The organism is Azospirillum sp. A1-3, assembly GCF_023806445.1.
Lineage (GTDB): Bacteria > Pseudomonadota > Alphaproteobacteria > Azospirillales > Azospirillaceae > Azospirillum.
Genome location: NZ_JAMSLU010000001.1, coordinates 2043589 through 2064013 on the forward strand (window position 1 = coordinate 2043589; position 20425 = coordinate 2064013).

16 protein-coding genes are annotated in these 20425 nt (G+C 68.7%); 6 read left to right on the forward strand and 10 right to left on the reverse strand.

Annotated features, from left to right (window positions below; all coding sequences use genetic code 11):
- Positions 1-140 precede the first annotated feature (140 nt).
- The 3 genes from aat to M5E06_RS09795 all read left to right on the forward strand — a co-directional run bounded on the left by aat (position 141) and on the right by M5E06_RS09795 (position 2482).
- Complete coding sequence (aat, locus tag M5E06_RS09785) at positions 141-794, forward strand: leucyl/phenylalanyl-tRNA--protein transferase (RefSeq protein WP_252138003.1); 654 nt, start codon at positions 141-143, stop codon at positions 792-794.
- 125 nt (positions 795-919) lie between these two features.
- The gene (locus M5E06_RS09790) at positions 920-1093 is read left to right on the forward strand and encodes a hypothetical protein (RefSeq protein ID WP_252138004.1); all 174 of its coding nucleotides are present in this window, start codon (positions 920-922) and stop codon (positions 1091-1093) included.
- Between the two features lie 72 nt (positions 1094-1165).
- Entirely contained in the window at positions 1166-2482 is a 1317-nt protein-coding gene (locus M5E06_RS09795) for a hypothetical protein (RefSeq protein ID WP_252138005.1), read from the forward strand.
- Here M5E06_RS09795 and M5E06_RS09800 read toward each other — a convergent pair.
- The 4 genes from M5E06_RS09800 to M5E06_RS09815 form a co-directional block, all read right to left on the reverse strand.
- Positions 2380-3489: an anhydro-N-acetylmuramic acid kinase gene (locus M5E06_RS09800; RefSeq protein ID WP_252138006.1), complete on the reverse strand. Its 1110-nt coding sequence runs from the start codon at positions 3487-3489 to the stop codon at positions 2380-2382. The genes M5E06_RS09795 and M5E06_RS09800 overlap by 103 nt on opposite strands.
- A gap of 39 nt (positions 3490-3528) precedes the next feature.
- Entirely contained in the window at positions 3529-4392 is an 864-nt protein-coding gene (locus M5E06_RS09805; protein WP_109150875.1) for a phytanoyl-CoA dioxygenase family protein, read from the reverse strand.
- 216 nt (positions 4393-4608) lie between these two features.
- A complete protein-coding gene (gene bcp / locus M5E06_RS09810; RefSeq protein WP_109150874.1) occupies positions 4609-5073 on the reverse strand; it encodes a thioredoxin-dependent thiol peroxidase in 465 nt (154 codons plus the stop codon).
- 44 nt (positions 5074-5117) lie between these two features.
- A complete protein-coding gene (locus M5E06_RS09815) occupies positions 5118-8123 on the reverse strand; it encodes a bifunctional [glutamine synthetase] adenylyltransferase/[glutamine synthetase]-adenylyl-L-tyrosine phosphorylase (protein ID WP_252138007.1) in 3006 nt (1001 codons plus the stop codon).
- A gap of 228 nt (positions 8124-8351) precedes the next feature.
- Here M5E06_RS09815 and M5E06_RS09820 point away from each other — a divergent pair, with 228 nt between their 5' ends.
- Positions 8352-12065, forward strand: a complete 3714-nt coding sequence (locus tag M5E06_RS09820) for a YhdP family protein (protein WP_252138008.1) — start codon at positions 8352-8354, stop codon at positions 12063-12065.
- A gap of 116 nt (positions 12066-12181) precedes the next feature.
- Here M5E06_RS09820 and leuC read toward each other — a convergent pair whose 3' ends face one another.
- The 3 genes from leuC to M5E06_RS09835 form a co-directional block, all read right to left on the reverse strand.
- Entirely contained in the window at positions 12182-13585 is a 1404-nt protein-coding gene (gene leuC, locus M5E06_RS09825; protein WP_109150871.1) for a 3-isopropylmalate dehydratase large subunit, read from the reverse strand.
- A 153-nt stretch (positions 13586-13738) separates the two neighbouring features.
- Positions 13739-15154, reverse strand: a complete 1416-nt coding sequence (locus M5E06_RS09830; protein ID WP_252138009.1) for an FAD-binding oxidoreductase — start codon at positions 15152-15154, stop codon at positions 13739-13741.
- Positions 15155-15222: 68 nt separating this feature from the next.
- Positions 15223-16182 (reverse strand): DMT family transporter, encoded by a 960-nt coding sequence (locus tag M5E06_RS09835; RefSeq protein ID WP_252138010.1) that lies wholly within the window; start codon positions 16180-16182, stop codon positions 15223-15225.
- Positions 16183-16477: 295 nt separating this feature from the next.
- On the opposite strand from M5E06_RS09835, the gene gcvA reads away from it, so the two are divergent.
- Positions 16478-17416: a transcriptional regulator GcvA gene (gene gcvA / locus M5E06_RS09840; protein WP_252138011.1), complete on the forward strand. Its 939-nt coding sequence runs from the start codon at positions 16478-16480 to the stop codon at positions 17414-17416.
- Here gcvA and M5E06_RS09845 read toward each other — a convergent pair.
- A complete protein-coding gene (locus M5E06_RS09845; protein ID WP_252138012.1) occupies positions 17376-18371 on the reverse strand; it encodes an L-threonylcarbamoyladenylate synthase in 996 nt (331 codons plus the stop codon). The two genes, gcvA and M5E06_RS09845, sit on opposite strands and share 41 nt — an antisense overlap.
- A gap of 114 nt (positions 18372-18485) precedes the next feature.
- On the opposite strand from M5E06_RS09845, the gene parA reads away from it, so the two are divergent.
- A complete protein-coding gene (gene parA / locus M5E06_RS09850) occupies positions 18486-19130 on the forward strand; it encodes a ParA family partition ATPase (protein ID WP_252138013.1) in 645 nt (214 codons plus the stop codon).
- 160 nt (positions 19131-19290) lie between these two features.
- On the opposite strand, the gene bfr (M5E06_RS09855) is transcribed toward parA, so the two are convergent.
- Both bfr (M5E06_RS09855) and bfr (M5E06_RS09860) read right to left on the reverse strand, forming a co-directional pair.
- A complete protein-coding gene (gene bfr / locus M5E06_RS09855) occupies positions 19291-19770 on the reverse strand; it encodes a bacterioferritin (RefSeq protein WP_109150868.1) in 480 nt (159 codons plus the stop codon).
- Positions 19771-19784: 14 nt separating this feature from the next.
- The gene (bfr, locus tag M5E06_RS09860) at positions 19785-20267 is read right to left on the reverse strand and encodes a bacterioferritin (protein ID WP_109150867.1); all 483 of its coding nucleotides are present in this window, start codon (positions 20265-20267) and stop codon (positions 19785-19787) included.
- Positions 20268-20425: the final 158 nt, after the last annotated feature.

A 20425-nucleotide genomic window follows, 5' to 3' on the forward strand; every position in this document is an offset into this window, starting at 1 on the left:
TCTTCCCCACGGATGTGCTTCCCTGCGTTGCATACCATGGAAGGAGATTGCTGTCGCGGGGTCTCGACACCAGTATCACTCAGCCTAACTTCGGCCGAACGTTTGCGCGTTCCGCCTCATCAGCGGGTATAGTGACCGGCATGTTCACCCTGTCCGCCCCGATCCTGCTTCGCGCCTACGCCGCCGGCATTTTCCCGATGGCCGAAAGCGCCGAATCGCGGGAGCTTCACTGGTTCGACCCGGAACTCCGCGGCATCCTGCCGCTGGACGGTTTCCATGTGCCGCGCAGCCTGCGCAAGACGCTGCGGCGCTGCCCGTTCGAGCTGCGCTTCGACAGCGCCTTCCGCGCGGTGATCGAGGGCTGCGCCGAATCGACGGAGGACCGGCCGAAGACCTGGATCAACGACGACATCGTCCGCCTTTACGGCGATCTGTTCGATTCCGGCTTCGCCCACAGCGTGGAATGCTGGCGCGACGGCCGGTTGGTCGGCGGCCTGTACGGGGTGTCGATCGGCGGCGCCTATTTCGGCGAGAGCATGTTCAGCCGCGAGACCGGGGCCAGCAAGGTCGCCCTGGTCCATCTGGTCGCCCGGCTGCGCGCCGCCGGCTTCGCCCTGCTCGACACCCAGTTCGTGACGGAGCATCTGAGCCGCTTCGGCGCCATCGAGATCCCGCGCACCGAGTACCGCCGCCGCCTTGCCGCTGCGATGGAGCGCAAGACCGACTTCGGCGGCGTCGACCAGCAGGCGGCGCTGGCCGATCTGCTGGAGTCGACCGCCACTCAACACCCCTGACCTGCCACCGGGGGTTATGCCGGAAGCGCGCCCCGCAGCCCCACGCCTACCACGCCCGATCCGTTGTGCGTCGCAACGAACGCGGCCATCCTCCGGTCGTCCACCGCTATAGCCGGAAGGCGCCCATGCGCTTTTGGAACGAATCCCGGATTTTGCCTGCCCTCATCATCGTCCTGGCAGGTGTCCTGATCGGCGCACCGCTGCTGGTGCTGAACGGTTTTCCGCTGACCTTCGACGACACGCCGGGCTATCTGGAACCGGCTTTCAACATCCTGCACCGCGCCGCCCAGCCGGCCTGAACGTCCCCGCCGGACCTGTCGCCGCACGGGCCGCCCTCGGCCAACATCTTCTTCCTGCGGCCCTTCGGCTACATGCTGTTCCTGCTTCCCTTCGCCAGCGGCTGGGGCGTGTGGCTGATCCCGCTGGCCCAGGGGATCCTGGCGGCGGCGGTCCTACGAGCCGCCCTGACTGCGGCGGGTGCGCCGGACCGGCCGGGGATATTCCTTGGCATCGCCGCGGTGCTGGGCCTGACCACCAGCCTCTCGCTGCACGCCGCTACCATCATGCCGGATTTCCTCACCGGGCTCCTGATCCTGCTGGTCTATGTCGTCGTCGTTCGCTGGGCGGCGCTCAGCATGGTGCAGCGGTCGCTGATCGTCGCGGCGATCACCGGCATGACCGTCGCCCATCTCAGCCATCTGGCGATCCTGGGCGGAATGATCGTCCTGCTCGGCCTCTGGGCGCTGTGGAAGGATCGCGGGATCCTCCGGCCGCTGGCTTTGGGAGTGCTGCTGCCGGTGGTGCTGGCGGCCGGGCTGCTGACAACCTCCAACCTGCTGACGGCCGGACGGATGGTACTGTCGGAAAGCTCCCCCGTCTTCCTGCTGGCCCGGCTGATCGGCGATGGTCCGGCCCGCGACTATCTGGCCGAGGCCTGCCACAGCCGCGACTATCTGCTGTGCGACAGCCTGGACACGCTGGGACGCAGTGCGCCGGGCTACGTCGCCTCCGACTATTTCCTCTGGCATCCCGACGGTGCCCGACGCCGCTTCGGCGACCAGCCGCGCTTCGTGGCCGAGGCGGCGGAGATCGCCCACGACACCATCGCCAGCCGCCCGGTCGCGGTCGCCGAGCATGGTCTCGCCAACGCCGTAAGCCAGTTCCTGAAGGTCCAGTCCGATGACACCCTGAACGACCCGGTCAAGCCGCTGACCCGCCGGTTGTTCAGCCGCTTCCCCGCGGCGGTCTATGCCGCCTTCGACCACTCGCTGCAGACGCAGCAGCGCTTTCCCCGCAGCAGGCTGGCGCTGGTCGAGGATCTGTCCTTGTCGCTCGGCATGCTGGGGCTCGCCACGATGGGGCTGGGCCGCTGGCGGCGGGTCGGCGACCGGGTGCGGATGCTGCTTCTGGTCATCGGGCTGGGGCTGGTGCTGAACGCCATTGTCACCGGCGGGCTGTCGGCGGTCCATGACCGCTATCAGAACCGCGTGATCTGGCTGGTGCCTTTCGCCGCCCTGGTGCTGCTGGCGACGGCCCGCAGCCGCGACGCACTGCCCGCCGAACGGACGGGACGCGCAGGGCCCGGTCAGCCGACCGGGTGGAACACCCCGCCCGGCATGGGCGCCGGCACGCCGGTGGTGGCCGGCAGGCTGAGCGGCAGCCCCAGCCGGCTGCGCACCGCCAGATAGCCGAAAGCCTGCGCCTCCAACGCGTCGCCATCCCAGCCGACGAGATCGGCCGACTCGACGGGCACGCCCAGCCGATCGGTCAGCATCGCCATCAGCGTGGCATTGTGCCGCCCGCCGCCGCAGACCAGCCAGCGCACCGGCGCGGCCGGTAGATGGGTCACGATTCGGGCGACCGATTCGGCGGTGAAGGCGGTCAGGGTGGCGGCGCCGTCCTGCGGCGACAATGCCGCCACCGGCGCCGGATCGAAGGCGTCGCGGTCCAGCGACTTGGGCGCCGGACGGTCGAAATAGGGATGGGCCATCAGGGCTGCCAACGCCGCGCCATCCACCCGCCCCGCCGCCGCCAGTGCGCCGCCGGCATCGAAACGGCCGATCCCGTGGCGCAGCACCCAATCGTCGATCAGGGCGTTGCCAGGCCCGGTATCGCAGGCGACGACGTCCGCCTCCCCTTCCGCCGATTCGGGGCCGATCCAGCTGACATTGGCGACGCCGCCGATGTTGAGGACGGCGAGCGGACGCGGCAGCCCATGCGCCAGCGCCCGGTGAAACAGCGGGACCAAAGGCGCCCCCTGCCCGCCTGCGGCAACGTCGGCGCTGCGGAAGTCGTTGACCACGGCGACCCCGGTCGCCGCGGCCAGCCGTGCGCCGTCGCCGATCTGGCGGGTGATGCGCCGGTCCGGGTCATGGTGGATAGTGTGGCCGTGGAAGCCGATCAGATCGACCGCCGCCGCCGCGACGCCCGCCTTGTCGAGCAGGCGGCGCACCGCGTCGACATGGGCATCGGTCAGGTCGCGCTCCACCGCCGCCACTGTCCCGTCGCTGTCGGTCCGTCCCAGGCAGCCGCGCAGACGGGCGCGGAAGCCGTCGTCATAGGGGATAGTCAGAAAGGCCAGCGGCTCCACCCGGTCGCGGCCGTCGGTGCGCAGCAAAGCGGCGTCGATGCCATCCATCGAGGTGCCGCTCATCAGGCCGACGACCGTGCGCAGCCCGTCCTTCGCTTCCATCATCCGATCCGCATCCCTCGTGGCGATGCGGCGCAGTCTAGCTCAGCTGATCCAGAGCTGCAGCATCAGCCGCTCGCGGCTGACCGGCGGGGTGGCGCGGTGGTAGCAGGAGGTGTCCTCGATGAAACCGGTGCCGGCCGGCCCCTCCACCACCAGGATGCGGTCGCGGGCGAAGCGGGTGAACAGCTCCTCGTCGCGGGCGTTGGCGGACCCCAGCAGCATACGCAGCGACTTGCCGTGATGGCTGCCGCGGACCAGCGCATGCTCCCCCGCCCCCGGCCCGACATCGGTCAGATAGAACTGCGCCGAGCAGAAATGGAAGTCGTGGACGTCGTAATGCCAGTCGATGGTCTGGCCCAGCTGGCGCCGCTCGTCGTCGGTGGCGTCGGTGACGAAGCTCCAGAACAGGCGCGGGATGATCTTGGTGGCAGGAAAGCCCAGGAATGCCCCGGCACATTGCATCAGCAACGGATCGCGGCAGACCCGGCGCACCGCCGGGCAGTCCAGCGGATCGGGGACGATGCCCATCACCGCGGGCGACCCATCCTCCAGCCGGCCCTTGCGGACGTTGTGGCGATAGAACACGCGGTCGTCGCGCAGCCGCCGCTGCAGGGGGGAGTGGGTGGCGAACTCCACCATCTCCTCCACCATTGCCCAGGGCAGATCGAAACCGAGCGCGATCGAGTCGCGCCGCAGGTCGGCCAGCGCGCGGTCGATGGTCTGACCGGGGAACAGGCTGATGGGGAGCGGAGGCAGGGATATGGGCGGGCCGGCCGGCGCCCGCTGACGCGACCGGGGAGACAGACGGCGCAGGGCACTGTAGCCGCGCCGCACCGATTCGAACCGGCCCAGCGCATAGTGAAGCTCTCCGGCGACGAGGCGCCGGGCAATGTTCGCAACGTTCATGGCGTGTGCATCCCTGGGGCAGCCGAAGGACCAAAACCGCGGTGGGTTGCGCGGCCTCTGGTGCGGGAATGCACGAAGTGTAGGCTTGTTTGGGGCGATTCTAAAAATACCCTTCGGGCGTAAGCCCACACGCCGGGGGAATAGCCGGGCCGGCAGGGTGCCCTTCCCGTCCGGTCCATGCCGGGAGAAAAAGGCGCCCCACCTTCCCGTAGGAGGTTACAGCGCCTGCACGGCCTTCAGGACCGCGGCAACATGGCCGGTGACCTTCACCTTGCGCCAGACGTTGCGCACCACGCCGTCCTTGTCGATCAGGAAGGTGGCGCGGTCGATCCCCATGTATTTGCGCCCGTACATGCTCTTTTCAACCCAGGTGCCATAGGCCTCACACACGGCGCCGTCGGTGTCCGACGCCAGGGTGAAGGTCAGCTCGTGCTTGGCCTTGAACTTGTCGTGGCTGGCGACGCTGTCCTTGGAGACGCCGATCACCACCGCATCGACGGCGGAGAAGTCGGGCAGCTGGTCGCGGAAGCCGCAGGCCTCCGACGTGCAGCCCGACGTGTCGTCCTTCGGGTAGAAATACAGCACCACCGGCTTGCCGCGCAGGGCCGACAGCGTGACGCTGCCCCCGCCGTCGGTCGGCATGGTGAAATCCGGGGCGGGCGATCCGACGTCTACGGTCATGGCTGCTCGAATGTCCTTCTTCTTGCCGGCGGGGAAGCGAGTTCTCAGGCCGGAGGCGTGGTGGTAGGCGGGGCCAGACGGCCTGCCGGTTCCTCGACCAGGGCCTTGAAATGACCATGGGCGCGGGCGGCAACGGCACGGATTCTGTGGTCCAGTTCCGGGAAGTCAACACCGCCAGGCTCACGCTCGTCAGGAAAGGCGGCGCGGACCAGCCCGGCCAGCAGGCTGGGCGACACCTGGTTGGGGTCGAGCACCCCGGCGGTGGTCAGCCGCAGGAAGCCCTGCACCCGCCGCCACAGCCGCAGCGTCGCCTCCAGATCCTCCGCCACCTCCGGGTCCAGCGCCCCCGTCCGGGCGGCGCAACCCAGCGCCTTGGCGGTGCCGATGTGCAGGATGTCCGGCCGCTCATGCCCATGGCGCAGTTGCAGGTACTGGGCGATGAACTCGATGTCGATCAGGCCGCCGCGGGCGTATTTGACGTTCCAGACGTTGGTCGTCCCGAACTCCTTCTCGATTCGCCGCCGCATGTCGGCGACATCCCACAGCAGCCGGTCGGCATCGCGCGGGGCGGTCAGCACCGACCGGATCGCCGCCGACACGCGGTCCGCCAGCGCCGGATCGCCGCCGATCACCCGGGCGCGGGTCAGGGCCATATGCTCCCAGGTCCAGGCGTCGGTGGTCTGATACTTGAGGAAGGCGTCCAGCGAGGTGGCGAGCGGCCCGGCATTGCCCGACGGCCGCAGCCGCATGTCAACCTCGTAGAGCCGCCCGTCGCCCATCGGTGCGGTGATGGCGTTGGTCAGCCGCTGGGTCAGCTTGATGTAGTATTCGTTGGGCGACAGCGGCTTGGTGCCGTCCGACAGGCGCGGCCCTTCTCCGGGCGCCACGTCGTAGATGACGATCAGGTCGATGTCCGACGTGATGGTCAGCTGCCGGCTGCCCAGCTTGCCCATCGCCACCACCACCCAGGCGCCGCCGGGAATGTGGCCATGGCGCTGAGCGAACTCCTCCTCCACCCGGCGGGCGAGGTCGGGGACGACGATGTCGGCCAGATCGGCCAGGAAGGCGCCGCAGCGGTCGCCGTCGGTGATGCCGCGCAGGATATGCACCCCGGCGCGGAAGCGCTGGTCGTTGGTCCAGCGCCGCGACAGGGTCAGAGCATCCTCGAAGTCGCGGGCCGCCGCCATGACCCGGGCATGGTCGTCGGCCAGCCCGTCCTCCTTGCCCGGCAGCGGGTCGAAGAAGTCCGGCGACAGCACGGCATCCAGCAGCGACGGGTTGCGCGACAGCGTCTTCGCCATCTGCGGCGCGATGCCCATGATCTCCGCCACCAGCTCCAAGAGCCAGGGATTGGCGACGAACAGGGAAAACAGCCCGACGCCGGCCGGCAGCTTGCCTAAGAAGTCGTCGAAGTTCATCAGCGCCGAATCGGGCGCCGGCGTCTTGGCCAGCGCGCTCAGCAGCGCCGGCGTCAGCTCGGTCAGCAGCTCCCGCGCGCGGCCCGACCGGGTGGCGCGGTAGCGGCCACGGTGCCAGGCCGACACCACGTTGATGACGCGCGCCGGGTCGGCGAATCCCATGCCCGTCAGCGTCTCCACCGTGCCGGGATCGGGGTCGGTGCCGGTGAAGACCAGATTGCCGGGACCGGAGAGCGACGGCGCCTCCTCGAACAACTCGGCATAGCGGTCCTCGACCTGCCCCAGCGTCGCCAGCAGCTCCGCCCGGAAGGCGGCGGGATCGTCATAGCCGAGGAAGGTCGCCAGATGCGCCACCCCGGCATCGTCGGCAGGAATACGGTGGGTCTGCTGGTCGTCGATCATCTGGATGCGATGTTCGACACGGCGCAGGAAATGATAGGCCCCGGCAAGCTCCTCCACCGTCTGCGGCGGCACGCGGCCGACGTCGCGCAGCGCCTCGTTCGCCATCAGGGTCGGGGCGATTCGCACGCGCGGGTCGCGCCCGCCGAAGATCAGCTGCTGGGTCTGGGCGAAGAACTCGATCTCGCGGATGCCGCCGCGGCCGACCTTGATGTCGTGGCCGTTGACCGTCACCTCGCGGTGGCCCTTGTGGGCGTTGATCTGGCGCTTGATCGAATGGATGTCCTGGATGGCGGCGAAATCCAGGTTGCGGCGCCAGACGAAGGGCTCCAGGAAGCGGAGGAAGGAAGCGCCGGCCTCCGGATCGCCGGCGATGGGGCGCGCCTTGATCATCGCCGCGCGTTCCCAGTTCTGGCCGACGCTGCCGTAATAAATTTCGGCTGCGGAGACGGAAACCGCCAGAGGCGTGGCGCCCGGATCCGGCCTAAGCCGAAGGTCGGTGCGGAAGACGTAGCCGTCCTTGGTCCGTTCATCCATAATGCGGACAAGATCGCGTGCGAGCCTGATGAAGGTTCGCGCGAGGTTGTCCGGCTGGGGCGTCTGCACAACAGCGTCGTCGTACAGGACGATCAGGTCGATGTCGCTGGAATAGTTGAGTTCGCGCCCGCCAAGCTTACCCATGCCCAAAACGATCAGGCCCGAACCGACCCACGGTCGCTGCGGATCCGGCAGCGTCAGCGTCCCCGCCTCCCCGGCGCGGCGCAGCAGGAAATTCGCGGCCAGCTGCACCCCCGTCTCCGCCAGCTCCGACAGGGCGCCGGTGACGCGGAACAGCGGCCACGCACCGGCGATGTCGGCCAGCGCGATCAGCAGCGCCGCCCGCCGCTTCGCCACCCGCAAGCCCGCCATCAGCCGGTCCATCGACTTTTCCTCGTCGTGCTCGGCATGGAGGGCGGCGATCAGCGCGGCGAAGCTGTCGTCGAAGCCGTCCTGCACCGTCCGGGCGACGAAGGGCAGCTCCCGCGTCAGGCTGTGGCCAAGATACGGGCTGTTGCCGCACACCGCCTCGATCAGCGCGCGGCCGGTTTCCGAATCGGCGAAGGCCTCCGCCCACGCACGGGTCTCCGGCTCCGCCGCGGCGGCCTGCTGGCGCCAGCGCTCCATCCCCAGCGACGCCTGCGCGGCATCGAAGGGCTTCGGCAAGGGGCTTGAGAACGCGATGGGGCTGGGCATGGCAACCGTCTTTCCTGCTCAAATCATGGGCAGAAAGCTGCACGTGTCGGGCGTGAAGGTCAATCGGACCGATTCGCGCGATTCCCATTCTTCTCCCTCTCCCCCCCGGGGAGAGGGTCGGGGTGAGGGGGATGCGCTGCGTGCCTTATCGAGAATCCTCGCTATGCGTCCCCCTCACCCTAACCCTCTCCCCGGGGGGGAGAGGGGATCTCCCTCGGCCGGTGACCGATGATCCGCCGCACCGCGAAAATCCTCGGCCTGACGCTGACCGGGGTCGGCGCCGTGGCGCTTGCGGCCGGCGGGCTGTTCGCGTGGCGGCTGTCGCAGGGGCCGATCGCCCTCGACCCGCTGATTCCCTATGTCGAGCAGGCGCTGAGCGACCGCGACGGCCGCTTCCACATCGACATCGGCGAACTGGTGCTGTCGCTGGAGGACGAGGACGGGCTTGAGAACACCGGACGCCGTCTAGACCTGCGCGCCCGCCGGGTACAGGCGCTGAATGCCGGGGGGGCGGAGCTGGCGGCGGTGCCGGAGATGGGCATCGGCTTCTCCATTCCGGCCCTGTTCCGCGGCACGCTGTCGCCGACGCGCCTGGATCTGGTCCGGCCGCGCCTGACCGTGCTGCGCCGCGCCGACGGCAGCCTCGCCTTCGATGTGCGGGCCGACGCCGAATCCGCCGGCGGTTCCGACAATGCCGGCCCCGACCTGATGGACGAGGCGCTGGACAGCCTGCGCCGCCCGCCTGACATCGACCGGCCGCTGGGTCTGCTGCGCCGGCTGTCGGTGGTCGGTGCCGACCTGCGGGTCGAGAACCGAATGCTCGATCTGTCCTGGCACGCCACGCGCGCCGACATCGTGCTGACCCGCGATTCCCAGGGTGCCCAGGGCCGTGCCCGCGTCACGCTGGACCTCGGCAATACCAGCGGAACGGGGACGCCCCAGGCGGTGACCGTCGCCGCCACCGGCCATTACAGCGTCGCCGACGCCACCACCGACCTCACCCTGTCGGTCGACGGGCTGGAACCGGCAGCGCTGGCGGAGGTCGGGCCGGCAATGGCGCCGCTGTCGGCGGTGAAGCTGCCGCTATCCGGCACGGTCTCGGCGCGACTCGACCCGCGCTTCGAACCGATGACGGTCGATCTGAACCTGCGCGGCGGCAGCGGCAGCGTCGCCCTTCCCGCCGCTCTGCGGCCGGAGCCGGTCGCGGTGCGGAGCCTGGAGCTGCGCGGCAGCCTGGACGTGCCGGGCCGGCGGCTGCGGGTCGACGATCTGTCGCTGGACGCGGCGGATGGCGGCGAACCGCTGGGCTTGAACGGCCGGGGCGAACTGGTGGAGACCGATGAGGGGCGCGACCTGCAGGCCGCCCTGTCGCTGACCGCCGGTGGCCGCACCGCCGGGCTGGAGCTGTCGGGATGGCAGGGGCCGGACAAGGACGGCCGGGCGACCGCGCGGCTGACCGGCTTCACCCCCGCCGCCGTCGCTGGCCTCGCCCCGCTGCTGGCGCCGCTGAAGGCCGCCGACCTGCCGCTGTCGGGAACGGTGGAGGTCGCCTTCGACCCTTCGCTGCAACCGACCGGCGGCAAGGCCGACATCACCGCCGGGCACGGGCAGCTGATCCGGCCGGAGCTGTTCGAAGGGCCGCTGCCGGTAGACTCGGCCCGGCTGCGCCTGCATGGCAACCGCGACCGCGTCGAACTGGACGGGCTGAGCGCGGTGCTGGGCGAAGCCGGCGGGCCTCAGCCGAAGGTGGAGGCCAGCGGAACCGCGCTCCGCCAGGGCGACCGCATGGCGGTGGAGGCGCAGGCGGCTGCCCGCGGCGTGGCGCTGGATGAGCTGCACCGCTACTGGCCCACCGTCGCCGGTCCCAACGCGCGGGAATGGGTGACACGGAACCTGTCGCACGGAACGGTGACGGAGGCGCGGGCGGAGGTGGACCTCTCGGTACCACTCGACGGGTCGGGACCGCCGGAACAGACGCGCTTCCTCGCCACCATGGCCGGGCAGGACATCAGCGTCCGCTATTTCCACGACCTGACGCCGGTCACCGGTGCGGGGCTGGAGGCGACGACCGACGGCAAGACCTTCACCATCCTGACCAAGGGCGGCCGGATCGCCGACCCGAAATCCGGCGATATCGAGGTCGGCGAGGGCAAGGTGGTGATCGGCGGGCTGGACATCGGCAAGGAGACGATGGACATCCGCCTGCCGGTCCAGGGACCGGTGCGTTCCATCCTGACCCTGATCGACATGCCGCCGCTGGGCTATCCGACCAAGCTGGAGATGGACCCGAAGCGCACCCAGGGCACCGCCGAGGCGCAGCTGCATTTCGCCTTCCCCCTGCTGGCCGACCTGAAGGTGGAGCAACTGGAGCTGGACGTGACCGGCAAGCTGCACAAGGTGGCGGTGGAGAAGGTCGCGGCCGGGCTGAACGCCACCGACGGCGAGCTGTCGCTGGCGCTCGACCTCAAGGCGATGCAGATCAAGGGCGCCACCAAGCTGGACGGCATTCCCGTCACCGTCGACTGGAACGAGTCCTTCGACAGTGCCGCCAAGGGTCCGCGCACCCGCATCGCGGTGAAGGGCGACGCCACCGCCGACGATCTGCGCGCCCACGGCATCGACCTGGAGGACCGGGTGCAGGGTCCCTTCGGCGCCGACATCCTGTTCACGGTGGACCGCAAGCACAAGCTGCTGCTGACCGGCAATCTGAACCTGGAGAAGACCCGGCTGTCGATCGAGGAGCTGGGCTGGGCCAAGCCCCCCGGCAAGCCCGGCACCGGCAAGCTGACGCTGGAGTTCGACAAGGACCGCCCGACCCGCATCAGCAACCTGACCATCGACGCCGGCGGCCTGAAGAGCGTCACCAATCTGGAGCTGGCCGACGGCGGCAAGCGGGTGGCGCGGGTGCAGACTCCCAGCTTCAAGCTGGGCCAGACCGATCTGCGCGCCGACCTGACCGTGCTGCCTCCGGCGAAGCCTGGCGGTCCCTCCGGCGGCTATGCCGGCACCATCACCGGCGCCAGCCTGGACGCCCGCGGCCTGACCGGCAAGACGCCGTCGGGTGAGGGCGCCGTCGCACCGCCGCCCAAGAAGCCGCCCTCCCCCACCGACGACGGCCGCAAGACACCGCTGGACGTCGCCATCAAGTTCGATTCGGTGGTGTTCGGCGAGGGCCGGCGGCTGCGGCAGGTCTCGGGAACCATGCGGCGGAACGCCTCCGCCTGGACCCTGCTGGACCTCACCGGCCGCAGTGAAGGCGGCGGCGTGTCGATGAAATGGCGGCCGGGTCCACAGGGCGTCTACGACCTCGCCATCAATGCCGACGATCTGGGCTCCGCCCTGCAGGCGATGGATCTGAACGACCGCATGCGCGGCGGCCGGCTGACCCTGACCGGCCGCTCGGCCGAGCCGCGGGCCGATGCCGCCATCGTCGGCAAGGCGGAAATCCGCGATTACACGCTGATCGACGTTCCGGCGCTGGCCCGCATCCTGAACGCCATCTCGCCGTCGGGCTTCGCCGAGCTGCTGGGCGGCGGCAAGGGCATCGCATTCGGCCGCATGGTGGCGGATTTCCGTAAGGAGGGCCGGCTGCTGACGCTGAAGGATCTGCGCACTTCGGGCTCGGCGCTCGGCCTGACGCTGGAGGGTCAGATCGACCTTGAGACGGAAACCGCCAACCTGCAGGGCACCATCGTCCCGGTCTATGGCCTGAACCGCCTGATCGGCCAGATCCCGCTGCTGGGCGACATTCTCAGCGGCGGCGAGGGCCAGGGCATCTTCTCCGCCACCTGGCATGTGCAGGGGCCGCTGTCCGACCCCGACGTGTCGGTCAACCCGTTGGCGGTGCTGGCGCCGGGTTTCCTGCGCAACCTGTTCTTCCTGGGCGGCGACGGCACGCCGACGCCCGACACCAAGGCGCCGCCGGAAGCCCACACGCGGTGAGGCGGCAGGCCGCCGCGCCGTCACCAAGCGTCGCCATCAGGCCTTACCTCAAGCAAAAGGGGCAGGACCGGGGGATAACCCTGACCCTGCCCCTCCAGCAACTTTACCTTACATTCTTACAGAGCGCGGACGTCGGCCAGATGCCCCGTCACCGCCGCCGCCACGGCCATCGCCGGGCTGACGAGGTGGGTGCGGCCGCCGCGGCCCTGACGGCCTTCGAAGTTGCGGTTCGAGGTCGACGCGCTGCGCTCGCCAGGAGCCAGACGGTCGGCGTTCATCGCCAGGCACATGGAGCAGCCCGGCTCGCGCCACTCAAAGCCGGCCTCGGTGAAGATCTTGTCCAGACCCTCTTCCTCGGCCTGCTCCTTGACCAGACCCGAACCGGGGACCACCAGGGCGCGGACGCCCTCGGCGACCTTGCGGCCCTTGGCGACCTCGGCGGCGGCGCGCAGGTCTTCGATGCGGCCGTTGGTGCAGGAACCGATGAAAACGGTGTCGACCTTCACCTCGGTCAGCGGCTGGCCGGGGGTCAGGCCCATGTAGGCGAGCGAGCGCTCGACGGCGGCGCGCTTGCCGGCATCGGCGATCTCGGCCGGGTTCGGCACGGTCGCGGTGATCGGCAGCACGTCTTCCGGGCTGGTGCCCCAGGTGACCTGCGGGACGATGTCGGCGGCGTTCAGCACGACGGTGGCGTCATAGACCGCACCCTCGTCCGACGGCAGCGTCTTCCAGTACTGGACGGCCTGCTCCCAGGCGCCGGCCTTCGGAGCCAGGGCGCGGCCCTGGACATAGGCGAAGGTCTTCTCGTCCGGGGCGATCAGGCCGGCGCGGGCGCCGCCTTCGATCGCCATGTTGCAGACGGTCATGCGGCCTTCCATCGACAGGTCGCGGATGGCTTCGCCCGCGAATTCGATGACGTAGCCGGTGCCGCCGGCGGTGCCGATCTTGCCGATGATGGCCAGCACGATGTCCTTGGCGGTGACGCCCGGATTCACCTTGCCGTCCACGCGGATCAGCATGTTCTTGGCCGGCTTCTGCAACAGGGTCTGGGTGGCCAGCACATGCTCCACCTCCGACGTGCCGATGCCGAAGGCCAAGGCGCCAAAGGCACCATGCGTGGCGGTGTGGCTGTCGCCGCAGACGATGGTGGCGCCGGGCAGGGTGAAGCCCTGTTCCGGACCGACGATGTGCACGATGCCCTGGCGGACGTCGTCCATCGGGAAGTAACGGACGCCGAAGTCGCGGGCGTTCTTGTCCAGCGTCTCCACCTGGATCCGGCTTTCCTCCTCGACGATGCCCTTGGAGCGGTCGGTGGTGGGGACGTTGTGGTCGGGCACGGCGAGAGTGGCTTCCGGACGCCGCACCTTGCGGCCGGCAACGCGCAGTCCTTCGAACGCCTGCGGGCTGGTCACTTCATGAACCAGATGGCGGTCGATATAGAGGATGCAGGTGCCGTCGTCCTGGCGATGCACGACGTGGCTGTCCCAAATCTTGTCGAACAGAGTGCGCGGCTTGGACATCGGAAAAACTCTCTCTCGCGGTACGACAGGCGCAGAACAATCGGAGGCCGCACCATAGCCTTGTGTCGCGCCGGGGACAAGCGCGGCCATCCGTCTTTCGCCGCAAGCCTGTCCCCCGCAATATTATGACGCGGGCGGCTGGTGAGGGGGTGTTCAGGGAAGCATCTTCCCCGGGTTCAGCAGGCCCTTCGGGTCGAGCGTCGCCTTGATGGCGCGCAACATGTCGAACTCCACCGGCCCCTTGATGACCGGCATCTCGTCCTTCTTGAAGCGGCCGACGCCATGCTCGGCGGAGATCGAACCGTCGAGCTTGAAGATCACCTCGTTCACGACGTGGCAGATCTCGTCCCAGCGGTCGAGATAGGCCTTGGTGTCGGCACTCTCGGGCTGGCTCAGGTTGAAGTGGATGTTGCCGTCGCCGACATGGCCGAAGGGGGTCGGGCGGATGCCGGGGCAGGCCCGCGCCACTGCGGCTTCCGCCAGTTCGATGAATTCGGCGACGCGGGAAACCGGAATCGACACGTCGTTCTTGATCGAGCCGCCTTCGAACTTCTGCGCCTCGACGATGGCTTCGCGGATGAACCACAGCTGCTTGGCCTGGGCGTCCGACTGGGCCAGCGTGGCGTCGGTCGCCAGTTCAGCCTCGAACGCCTCGCCCAGCGCGGTCTCCACCGTCTCCTGGAAGGCGTCGGACCGGGTGCCGGCGGTCAGCTCGGTCAGGACGTACCAGGGCGACGGCTCCGACAGCGGGTCGATGGTGCCGGCGACATGCTTCAGCGCGAAGTCCAGGCAGCGGCGCGACATCAGTTCGAAGGCCGACACGGCGTCGCCCGATGCGGCGCGCAGGCGGGCCAGCAGCTCGATGGCCGCCGCCGGGCTCGGCACGGCGACGAAGGCGGTGATCGACTGGCGCGGGCGCGGGAACAGCTTCAGCACGGCGGCGGTGATGATGCCCAGCGTGCCCTCGGCACCGACGAACAGGTTCTTCAGGTCGTAGCCGGTGTTGTTCTTGCGCAGCCGGCGCATGCCGTCCCAGACGCGGCCATCGGCCAGGACTACCTCCAGCCCCAGCACAAGGTCGCGGGTGTTGCCATAGCGCAGAACGTTGATGCCGCCCGCGTTGGTGGAGATCAGGCCGCCGATCTGCGCCGTGCCCTCCGCGCCCAGGCTCAGCGGGAACAGGCGGTCGGCGTCGGCCGCGGCCTCCTGGATGCTGGTCAGCACCACGCCGGCTTCCACCGTCATGGTGTAGTTCAGCGTGTCGATGTCGCGGATGCGGTTCATGCGCGACAGGCTGAGCACGATCTCGCGCCCCTCCTCGTAGGGGATGGAGCCGCCGACGAGGCTGGTGTTGCCGCCCTGCGGGACAATGGGGATGCCTGCTTCGGCGCAGATCTTCACGACCGCCGCGACTTCCTCGGTGCTGGCCGGGCGGACCACCGCCGGGCTGTTGCCCTTGAAGCGCCCGCGCCACTCCGCGAGATAGGGAGCCATATCGGCTGCGTCGGTGAGGATGCCGGACGGGCCGACTATGGCGCGGATTTGGTCGAGGGCGGCGGCGACGGTCATGGCAAGGCGTCCGAAGCAGGTTAAGGGGCTTGCAATCGATCCCTTCTAACGTCTCCGCCGATCATTTTCTATCCCTTGGCAGCCGATGCGGATCTGCGTTGTCCCAGCCATGTGGACAGTCTTCCGTCGATGGCGGCGAGGCCGCCGGCGATCAGCGCCATCCCGACCCCATGCCTGACCGCCAGCCGTTCGCCGAGAAACAGGCCGCCCAGCAGGATGGCACTGACTGGGATCAGGAACGTGACCAGCATCAGGTTGGTCGCGCCGGCTGAAGCCAGGACGCGGAAGAAGATGACATAGGCCAGAGCGGTGGACAGCAGGGCGATGCCGATGACGGCGCCCCAGGCGGCCACACTGGGCATCGGCAGGGTCCAGGGGCGATCGGCCAGCAGGGCCACCGGCACCAGCATCAGGGTGGAGGCGGAGACCTGCCCCGTCGCGGTGACCAGGGGCGACACGCCCATGCTCTTGAACCGCCGGCCGAAGATGCCGGCGAAGGAATAGGAGAGGGCGGCGCCCAGCACCGCAAGCTGCGGCAGCAACCCGCTTCCCGGCCCGGCTCCGACAAGCCCCTCCAATGCCGACGGTCCGATCATCACCGCCACGCCGGCGAAGCCGACGAGGACCCCCGCCAGCCGGTTGCCGGTCATCTTCTCGTCCCGGGTCAGGACATGCGCGACCATCACGCCGAACAGCGGCGTGGTGGCGTTGAGGACCGAGGCGACGCCGCTGGCGATCTGGGTCTGTCCCCAGACGATCAGGCAGAAAGGAACGAGGTTGTTCAATGCCCCCATGCCGAAGAATGCGATCCAGGTCCGGCGGTCGCGCGGCATCGGCAGTCCTAGGATCCACAGCAGCCCGCCGAGTGCCAGGGCAGCCAGCGCGACCCGCATGGCGACGATGGTGAACGGCGGCAATTCCCGCACGGCGATGCCGACGAAGAAGAAGGACCCGCCCCACAGGATCGAAAGCGCGACCAGCAGGCTCCAGTCGGTCAGGTCCATCGGCTTGTGGTTCGGTGCGGTCATCTGGAGGCCTCCATTGATGGCTTATGCGTGTTCCGGTGTGTGGCAGGGGCTGGACATGCCGGGTTCCGGCATCCTGCACGGCGGTGTCGGCCGGCGGCGATCGGCTTCTTGCGGTGGAATTGCCATTGCCGCCGGAACGGATGTTTGGGAAGCCCGTGCCATGATCGGGCTTGGCCCACGCGATCCCGCCATTGTCCGGCCTTTCATGCTCAATCGAGCTGAGCTAAAAATAGCGTCCGGTCCTGACATTGGACAAACGAGTCCTTTTCCGCATACCGTTGAAATTTCCTAAACCATGACGCTTTCTTTGCCCCCGCTTGCCGGCCTGCGCGCCTTCGAAGCGACCGCACGTCACCTCAGCATGACGCTTGCCGCGCAGGAGCTGAACGTCACGCCCGGTGCTGTCAGCCTCCAGGTCAAGGAGCTGGAAACGGCGCTCGGCTTGCGGCTGTTCGAACGCAAGCCGCGCAGCCTCGCCTTGACCGGCGAGGGGGCGGCCTATCACGCTGCCATCCGGACCGCCTTCCGCCTGATGCGGGACGCGACCGCCGAACTCACGGCAGGGCGCCGCAGGCCGGAGCTGACGCTGTCCTGCACTGCGGCCTTTGCCGTGCAATGGCTGGTTCCGCGTCTACCGCGGTTCGAGGCGGCCGCGCCTGGGATCGATGTACGGATCGGGGTCACCAACCGGCTCGTCGATTTCGCGCAGGACCGCGTCGACATCGCCGTGCGTCACGGGCTGGGCGCCTACGAAGGCCTATGTGCCGAGCGGTTGATCGATGACGAGTTGGTTCCGGTGTGCAGCCCCGACTATCTGCGCGCCGCACCGCCGCTTCGGCATCCAGCCGATCTGGCAGGGGATTCGGCGGCTCATCGGCTTCTGCATGATGAGCACCGCGGGGACTGGGCGCTCTGGTTCCGAGCCGCCGGCGTGCCGGATGCGGGCGCAGATCGCGGGCCGGTCTTCGCCGACGGCAACGGCGTGATGGAGGCTGTGAAGGCCGGATTGGGAATAGCGCTGGTCCGGCACCGTTTTGCCGCGGACGATCTCGCGGCTGGGCGGCTTGTCGTCCTGTTCGACCAACGTCTGTCGAACGGCCTCGCCTATCACCTCGTCTATCCGGGCGGAGCGGAGGAAAAGCCGGCGGTGGCCGCCTTTCTCCGCTGGATCAGGGCGGAGGCCGGCGATGCCCTCATCCCCGCGGCGCCGCCGCCCGGCGCAGGCGGTCGTTGATCGCCATCCCGAGCCCCACCTCCGGGATCGGCATCACGGCGATGCGCTTGGCGCCGCTCTGATCCAGGTTTCGCAGGTGCGAGAACAGGTTGGCCGCCGCCTCGTTCAGGTCGCCTTCCAGGCTCAGGTTCAGCCGCGTGGTGCCGCCGAAGACGAAGCGGTCGGGGCCGAAGGTCAGGAACGCCTCGTCCTCTTCCGCCGACGATGCATTCAGGCGCACCGCCGCATTCGGGGCATAGTGGCTTTCCAACTGGCCGGGCGACTTGGGCGCGGTCGGGTCGCCGGCCGACAGGCGGATCGGGCCGATCAGCCGCTCCATCTCGTCGGGCAGCACGGCGCCGGGGCGCAGCAGCACCGCTTCCGGACCGGTCAGGTCGATGACGGTGGACTCAAGGCCGACCATGCATTTGCCGCCGGCGACGATGGCGTCGACCCGGTCGCCCAGGCTTTCCAGCACATGATGCGGCGTGGTCGGGCTGACGGCGCCGGAGCGGTTGGCGCTGGGGGCGGCGATCGGCTTGCCGACGGCGCGCAGGATGGCTTGTGCCACCGGGTGGTTGGGCACGCGGATGGCGATGCTGTCCAGCCCGGCGCTGACCAGCAGCGACAGCGCGGAATTGGCCGGGCGCGGCACCACCATGGTCAGCGGGCCGGGCCAGAACTGCGTCGCCAGATCGTGGGCGCGGTCGTCGAACAGGCCCCAGGAGTGGGCGGCGACCAGATCGGGCACATGGACGATCAGCGGATTGAACTGCGGCCGGCCCTTGGCGGCGAAGATGGCCGCCACGGCGCGGTCGTCGGTGGCGTCGGCGCCCAGTCCATAGACCGTCTCGGTCGGGAAGGCGACCAGACGGCCGGCGCGCAGCAGCTCGGCCGCACGGGCGATGCCGGCGGGGGTGGCCGGGATCAGCGCCGGGCGCTTCTCACCGGTATCGGGTGCGGAATGGTCGGTCACGGCGTCTTTCTAGCCAGTGCAGCACCGGTGTCAATTCGCGCGGTTGCACCGGTGCCATGCCCAAGGTTATGAGGGGGATGCGCAATCACCGAACACAACATGATGGGTGCGGGCATGACGGGCAAGGTCTTCACCGTGGCGCAGCAGAAAGGCGGCGCCGGCAAGACCACGCTGGCCGCCCATCTCGCCATCGCCTGGACTCAGCTCGGGTACAAGGTCGCCACCGTCGACATCGACCCGCAGGGCAGCCTGACCCGTTGGCACGCCGTGCGGGCCGAGGCGACCGGCGGGCAGCCCGGCTTCACCCATGTGCAGATCACCGGCTGGCGCACCCAGGCCGAGGTGGAGAAGCTGGCGCGCGCCCACGACATCGTGGTGATCGACAGCCCGCCGCACGCACAGACGGAGGCGCGCATCGCCGTCCGCGCCGCCACGCTGGTGGTGGCCCCGGTGCAGCCGAGCCCGATGGATTTGTGGGCGGTGCATCCGACCATCGATCTGGCGGCGCAGGAGAAGCGCCGGCTGCTGCTGGTGCTGAACCGGGTACCGCCGCGCGCCCGCATCGCCGACGAACTGATCGCCAAGGTGCATGAACTGGTCGATCCACCGGCGGTGGAACTGGCGACGGCACAGGTCGGCAACCGCACCGCCTATGCCGGCACGCTGATGACCGGCCTGTCGGTGACGGAAGCCGCGCGCAAGACCCAGGCGGCAGCGGAGATGCAGGCGCTGGCGGAGGAGATTTTGGGGCGGGTTTGAGGGGGGCGCTTCGAATGCCCCCTCCCCATCCCTCCCCCGCGTTCCGCGGGAGAGGGGACTGCCGCCGTACTTTGCTGAACCTCCGCAAGCGTCCTGCCCCCTCTCCCGCGAAGCGGGGGAGGGATGGGGAGGGGGCATTCGAAGCCACCTCTCCCCGACCTCACTCCTTGAACTCGCCCATTGCCGACTGGATGTAATTCGGCAGGCCGATGTCGTCGATCAGGCTCAACTGGGTTTCCAGATAGTCGATGCGCTCTTCCGACTCTTCCAGCAGTTCGGACAGCTCGTCGCGCGACACGTAGTCGGCCTTTTGCTCGCACACGGCGATGGCGTTGGCGATGCGGTCGCGGGCCTCGCGCTCGGCGGCGAGGTCGCTGGACAGGATCTCCGGCACGTCCTCGCCGATGCGCAGCTTGCCGAGGTCCTGGAGGTTGGGGATCGCTTCGATGAACAGGATGCGTTCGATGATCTCGTCCGCACTCTTCATAACCTCGATGGAGGCGTGATACTCCCACTTGCCCAGAGCCTTGACGCCCCAGTTCTTCAGCATGCGGGCGTGCAGGAAATACTGGTTGATCTGCGTCAGCTGGTCCTTCAGGACGATCTGAAGCTGGGCGATGACGTCGCTGTTGCCCTTCATGGTCCGTCCCCCTCTCAGCTCGGGAAGCCGCCCATGGCCGACTGCAGGTAATTCTGCACGCCGAGCATGTCGATCAGGCCAAGCTGCTGTTCCAGCCAGTGGGCGTGGTCTTCTTCGGTGTCGACCAGCAGTTCCAGCAGGATGCGGCGGGTGTCGTAATCCTTCACCTGCTCGCAATAGGCGATTGCCTCCTTCAGGGCGGCCACCACCTCATATTCCAGGTTCAGGTCGTTCCGCATCATTTCCGGAACGGTCTTGCCGATGTGAATCGGGTCGCGGCTGGCGACGTCGGGCGTGCCTTCCAGGAACAGGATGCGGCGGATCAGCTTGTCGGCATGCTCCAGCTCCTCTTCCCGCTCGTGCGAGATGCGCTCGGCGAGCGCCTTGAGGCCCATGTCTTCCATCGACCGCGCGTGGGACAGATACTGGTCGGCCGCGCTCAGCTCGCCGGTGAGCAGCTTGTTCAAACGGTCCAGGACCCCTTGATCGCCTTGCATGGTGGGATGCTCCTGAATGGATAATTTGTCGCACCTTGTCACAGACGAAGGACTCGCACAATAAAAATCTCCGTCAGAAATAGAAGTGTAGTTGATAGTCACTATCATTTGGGTCGGACGCGGGCTGCACAAAATACAGTCAGGGCGGGACATCTATT

What these genes read in the sequence shown, in the direction of transcription:
- aat (WP_252138003.1), top strand. Translation starts at nt 141, where the DNA reads ATGTTCACCCTGTCCGCCCCGATCCTGCTTCGCGCCTACGCCGCCGGC.
- M5E06_RS09790 (WP_252138004.1), top strand. Translation starts at nt 920, where the DNA reads ATGCGCTTTTGGAACGAATCCCGGATTTTGCCTGCCCTCATCATCGTC.
- M5E06_RS09795 (WP_252138005.1), top strand. Translation starts at nt 1,166, where the DNA reads ATGCTGTTCCTGCTTCCCTTCGCCAGCGGCTGGGGCGTGTGGCTGATC.
- M5E06_RS09800 (WP_252138006.1), bottom strand. Translation starts at nt 3,489, where the DNA reads ATGATGGAAGCGAAGGACGGGCTGCGCACGGTCGTCGGCCTGATGAGC.
- M5E06_RS09805 (WP_109150875.1), bottom strand. Translation starts at nt 4,392, where the DNA reads ATGAACGTTGCGAACATTGCCCGGCGCCTCGTCGCCGGAGAGCTTCAC.
- bcp (WP_109150874.1), bottom strand. Translation starts at nt 5,073, where the DNA reads ATGACCGTAGACGTCGGATCGCCCGCCCCGGATTTCACCATGCCGACC.
- M5E06_RS09815 (WP_252138007.1), bottom strand. Translation starts at nt 8,123, where the DNA reads ATGCCCAGCCCCATCGCGTTCTCAAGCCCCTTGCCGAAGCCCTTCGAT.
- M5E06_RS09820 (WP_252138008.1), top strand. Translation starts at nt 8,352, where the DNA reads ATGATCCGCCGCACCGCGAAAATCCTCGGCCTGACGCTGACCGGGGTC.
- leuC (WP_109150871.1), bottom strand. Translation starts at nt 13,585, where the DNA reads ATGTCCAAGCCGCGCACTCTGTTCGACAAGATTTGGGACAGCCACGTC.
- M5E06_RS09830 (WP_252138009.1), bottom strand. Translation starts at nt 15,154, where the DNA reads ATGACCGTCGCCGCCGCCCTCGACCAAATCCGCGCCATAGTCGGCCCG.
- M5E06_RS09835 (WP_252138010.1), bottom strand. Translation starts at nt 16,182, where the DNA reads ATGACCGCACCGAACCACAAGCCGATGGACCTGACCGACTGGAGCCTG.
- gcvA (WP_252138011.1), top strand. Translation starts at nt 16,478, where the DNA reads ATGACGCTTTCTTTGCCCCCGCTTGCCGGCCTGCGCGCCTTCGAAGCG.
- parA (WP_252138013.1), top strand. Translation starts at nt 18,486, where the DNA reads ATGACGGGCAAGGTCTTCACCGTGGCGCAGCAGAAAGGCGGCGCCGGC.
- bfr (WP_109150868.1), bottom strand. Translation starts at nt 19,770, where the DNA reads ATGAAGGGCAACAGCGACGTCATCGCCCAGCTTCAGATCGTCCTGAAG.
- bfr (WP_109150867.1), bottom strand. Translation starts at nt 20,267, where the DNA reads ATGCAAGGCGATCAAGGGGTCCTGGACCGTTTGAACAAGCTGCTCACC.